Origin of the sequence: Teichococcus rhizosphaerae (genome assembly GCF_002631185.1) — a bacterium.
In the GTDB taxonomy this organism is placed as follows: Bacteria; Pseudomonadota; Alphaproteobacteria; order Acetobacterales; family Acetobacteraceae; genus Pseudoroseomonas; species Pseudoroseomonas rhizosphaerae.
This window is the reverse complement of the sequence record NZ_PDNU01000104.1, coordinates 1-4,103: the sequence shown is the minus strand read 5'-3', so window position 1 is coordinate 4,103 and position 4,103 is coordinate 1. Positions and strand designations below refer to the sequence as shown.

Below are 4,103 nucleotides of genomic sequence, written 5' to 3'. Positions count from 1 at the left end.
TCGTGGACTTGCTTCGGGAAAGTGGAGGGTTCCTGATGAGGCAAAGGGAGCTCCATGACGCAGCAGAGACGGTTCACGAAGGAATTTGAGGACGAGGCGGTCCGGCTGGTCCGGACGAGCGGGCGGAGCCAGCGTGAGATCGCTGAGGATCTTGGGATCGGTCTGTCAACGCTGGTCCGGTGGATCAGCCGGAGCCGGGACCGGCAGATCGATGTGCCGGACCGCTCCGGGCAGGAGGACGCCGCGGCCGAGCTGAAGCGGCTGCGGCGGGAGAACGAGATCCTTCGTCAGGAGCGGGACATCCTGAAGCGTGCCACAGCTTTTTTCGCCCGGGAGGGAAGTCGGTGAAGTTTGCGCTCATCGATGAGGCGAAGAAGGAGTTCCCCGTGCACCGTCTCTGCCGCGTGCTCGGCGTCAGCCAGAGCGGCTACTTCGCCTGGAAGGGCCGCCCGGCTTGTCGCCGTCAGCACGAGGACATGGTGCTGCTGGCGCATGTCCGCTCGGCCTTCGCGCGCTCCCATGGCACTTACGGCAGCCCGCGGATGACGCGGGAGCTGCAGGACAATGGATTGGCTGTCGGGCGCCGCCGGACGGCCCGCCTGATGCGGGAGAATGGCCTCCGTGCCTGGCAGAAGCGGCGGTTCAAGCGGACCACCGACAGCCATCATGCTTTGCCGATCGCGCCCAACCTGCTGGACCAGGACTTCTCGGCGGAGGGTCCCAACCAAAAGTGGGGCAGCGACATCTCCTACATCTGGACCCGCGAAGGCTGGCTGTATCTGGCGGTGGTCATTGACCTGTTCGCGCGCCGCGTTGTCGGCTGGGCCGTGGCGGACCGGCTGCATCGGGAGCTGGCGCTGACGGCTCTGCGCAAGGCCCTCACCATACGCCGCCCGGCACCCGGGCTGATCCACCATGCCGACCGTGGCAGCCAACTTACGTTCAACTGGTCGTCGCAACACCTGTCTGCGCTGACTGCAGCACCGCATCAAGAGCTTCTGCAGGCGTTCTCCAGCCGAGCGCCTTGCGCGGCCTGGTGTTGAGGGCCGCAGCCACGGCCGCGAGGTCTTCGGCGCTGTGCGCGGCCAAGTCCGTCCCCTTCGGGAAGTACTGCCGCAGCAGCCCGTTCGTGTTCTCGTTCGTGCCGCGCTGCCACGGGCTGTGCGGATCGCAGAAGTACACCTGTAGCCCGGTGTCGATCCGCAGCCGCGGATGCTCCGTCATCTCCGCCCCTTGATCCCAGGTCAGTGACCGCCGCAGCGCCTCCGGTAGGGCGGTGATCGTGCGCGTGATGGCCTCGCGCACCGCCTCTGCGCCATGCCCGGCCAGCGCCGGCCCACTCTTCGCACGAACCCTGTCTCCATGGCCCGGCATGCGCGGCAGGTGCAGCAGCATCGTGAACCGCGTCGTGCGCTCCACCAGGGTACCGACCGCCGAGCTACCCAGGCCGAGGATGAGGTCCCCCTCCCAGTGTCCTGGCACGACCCGGTCGTTCGCCTCCGCTGGCCGTTCGCTGATCTTCACCGCAGGGACGACATGCGATTTTCCCCGCCCGCAGCTCCGCGCCCGCGGCACCCGGAGTGCCCGCCCGGTGCGCAGGCACGCCGTCAGCTCTCGCCGCAGCGCGCCGCGGCCCTGGACATAGAGCGACTGGTAGATGGCCTCATGGCTGATCCGCATCGTCCCATCGCCAGGAAAATCGAGCTGCAGCCGCCGCGAGATCTGCTGCGGGCTCCACGCCTTCGCCCATCGCCGTGGTTGCCGCGGCCCGTGCCGGCGGCCCTTCCACGGCACCGCCGGTCCAGCCACCGCAGCCCCGCCCGGAGCAACCACGGTGCCCGCCAGCCGATCTTGCACATACGCCCTCAGCGCCGGACGCGTCACCAGCTTCGCCGGCTTCGGACGCCGCGCCGCCCGCTCGGCATGCCACTGCGCGGTCGTGGCCCGGTACTCCAGGTTGCCGCTGCGGGTGGCCGCATTGCGCCGTAGCTCGCGCGACACCGTCGACGCCGCCCGCCCCAGCCGCCGGGCAACCTCCCGCACTCCACAGCCCTGGGCCCGCAGCAGCGCAATCTCCTCGCGCTCCGCAAACAACAGGTGTCGTCCCGAGGGCGGCTTTGACGACCGTCCAAGCGTCGATGGTGGCATTCCGCCCGCCTCCCGAAACCAGCGGGACCCGACCGCCTCCGACACCCCCACGCCGATCGCCGCGTCCCAACTCGACTGTCCCACCCCAATCAACGTCCAGAACCGCCGGCGGTCCTCACGCCGGGCTACTCCCGGGCGGCCAGGGGAAGGAGACTTCGCCCGCAAAGCCCAATCTGAACGCCGCCGACCAGCCATCGCAAACACCCTCCATCTCGGTGTTGCGACGACCACATGAATCTGCCCAATACTGTTCCGCCGGCTACCAAGCCGAACTCCGGAAGCACGGCCTGCTGATCTCGATGTCCGGCAAGGGGAACTGCTATGACAACGCCATGGTCGAGACGTTCTTCAAGACGCTGAAGTCAGAACTCGTCTGGCGCACTATGTTCGAGACCCGCCAGGACGCCGAGCAGGCCATCGGCCGGTACATCGACGGCTTCTACAACCCTGTCCGGCGCCACTCCGCGCTCGACTTCACAAGCCCAGCTCAGTTCGAGAGAATGGCCATCAACTGATCCAACGCCTCTCCACTAAACCGAGGCAAGTCCATCGGCCTCCAGAGGGCAGACGGGAACTGTTGTGGACGGCTCCATCTCCTGGACAGGGCCTGCGGTGCCCGAACCGCCCTGCTTTTCCTGCGCCTCGGCATTCCTGGTCACGCCGTCCATCAGCCGGCACGCCAGCTCGTTGGCCCGCAGCGCATCGGCGCGATCCGCCAGGTCCTTCCACATCAGGTACTTGGTGAAGGACAGGTTGGTCAGTGCCACCTCATCCGTCACCTCCCAGCCCGGGATGCTGCGCAGCTTGGACCGGATGCGATCGAGGATGGACTGGACGTCGAGCCCGGACCCATCGGACGGCAGGTCGTCCTCCAGTCCGGGGAAATGGATGTCGAACTCCTGCCGCAGCATCTCGAGCAGGGTCGTGTTCAGGCGCGGCTCATCGTCATGAACACTGAGGGTGAAGCCGGAGCGGATGCTGGGCCGGTCCAGTACCACCGGGACCAGGATAAGCGGGGCGCGATAGGCAGTCTCCCGCGCCTTCGGCTTCCAGAGCAGGGCACCAAAGGTCAGGAACAGCGTGTTCGACCCACCTTCCTCCTTGGCCGCCTTCGCAGCACGGTAGATCTCGGTCAGCGTGGTCTGCAGTGTGCTGTCGTCGCGATCGGCCAGCAGCTCGCGCTTCTCCAGCGCTTCGCGCGCAAAGGTCCGAGGCGCATCCTCATGCAGCCGCCGCCGGTGCAGGGCCGCGCTGCGTGGGTCGCGGCTATCGCCGACCAGATCCGGCCAGGGCCGCAGCCGGAAGGGCGCTGCCCGGCCCCGCTCCCGGACCTGCGCCAGCATGTCCTCCAGCCGCGCCGGATCGGGGCAGTCGATGGCCAGGGCCTGCTTGCCGCTTAGCTTCATGTTCAGCAGGCGGTTGCGGCCACTAAGGTCCAGCAGCCGCTGGCGCCAACGGGCTAGGCGGTCCGCCGATGTCGCGACTGGAGGCTCTTCGAGGAGGGTCTCCTCGCGAAGGACCGGTGCGTCCTCCAAGGGCGGAGGGCTGTCGGGGGCCCTCTCCTCCACATCGGCATCCAGCCTGGCAATCTGTGGCGGCTGCTGACTAGGCAGAGGCCGGATCCGTCGCTGCCGGGCCCGGTGCACATCGATCAGCGCGACGAAGTTATCGTCCTGCCCGAGCGCAACATGGGCGGCACCCGCGTCGCAGGCGCGACGAAAGCCGGCTCTCGGAGACTGGGTCAAGAGCGTCGTCTCGAACAGCCGCAGATCGTCCAGCGCGATGCGGTTCCGCAGGCCCGGGGCATCGTCCACGACGGAGCCGCCGAAATCCTGCTGCGCCAGCCAGACGCCGGCGAAGGCATGCCCCTGCAGCAGCACGATAACGGGGCGGAGCCCGGCCTGCTCCAGGCAGGCAGCCAACAGGACGGTGGTGTCGAGGCAGGTGCCGAGCCG

At 68.0% G+C, this 4,103-nt stretch carries 2 protein-coding genes and 2 pseudogenes; 2 read left to right on the top strand and 2 right to left on the bottom strand.

Annotated features, from left to right (window positions below; genetic code table 11):
* Positions 1-54: 54 nt before the first annotated feature.
* A pseudogene (locus CR162_RS21775) lies at positions 55-947 on the top strand (IS3 family transposase); the annotation flags it as partial.
* On the opposite strand, the gene CR162_RS21770 reads toward CR162_RS21775, so the two are convergent.
* Positions 943-2,343: an IS30 family transposase gene (locus CR162_RS21770; protein WP_099097543.1), complete on the bottom strand. Its 1,401-nt coding sequence runs from the start codon at positions 2,341-2,343 to the stop codon at positions 943-945. The pseudogene CR162_RS21775 and the gene CR162_RS21770 sit on opposite strands and share 5 nt — an antisense overlap.
* 44 nt (positions 2,344-2,387) lie before the next feature.
* On the opposite strand from CR162_RS21770, the pseudogene CR162_RS21765 reads away from it, so the two are divergent.
* Positions 2,388-2,663: pseudogene (locus CR162_RS21765) on the top strand (IS3 family transposase); the annotation flags it as partial.
* A 15-nt stretch (positions 2,664-2,678) separates the two neighbouring features.
* On the opposite strand, the gene CR162_RS21760 reads toward CR162_RS21765, so the two are convergent.
* Positions 2,679-4,103 (bottom strand): DUF4011 domain-containing protein (locus CR162_RS21760; RefSeq protein WP_141563295.1); only part of this gene is annotated, 1,425 nt, incomplete at its 5' end.

Excerpts from the sequence above, each read along its gene's own strand:
- CR162_RS21770 (WP_099097543.1), bottom strand. The coding sequence starts at position 2,343 with ATGGCTGGTCGGCGGCGTTCAGATTGGGCTTTGCGGGCGAAGTCTCCT.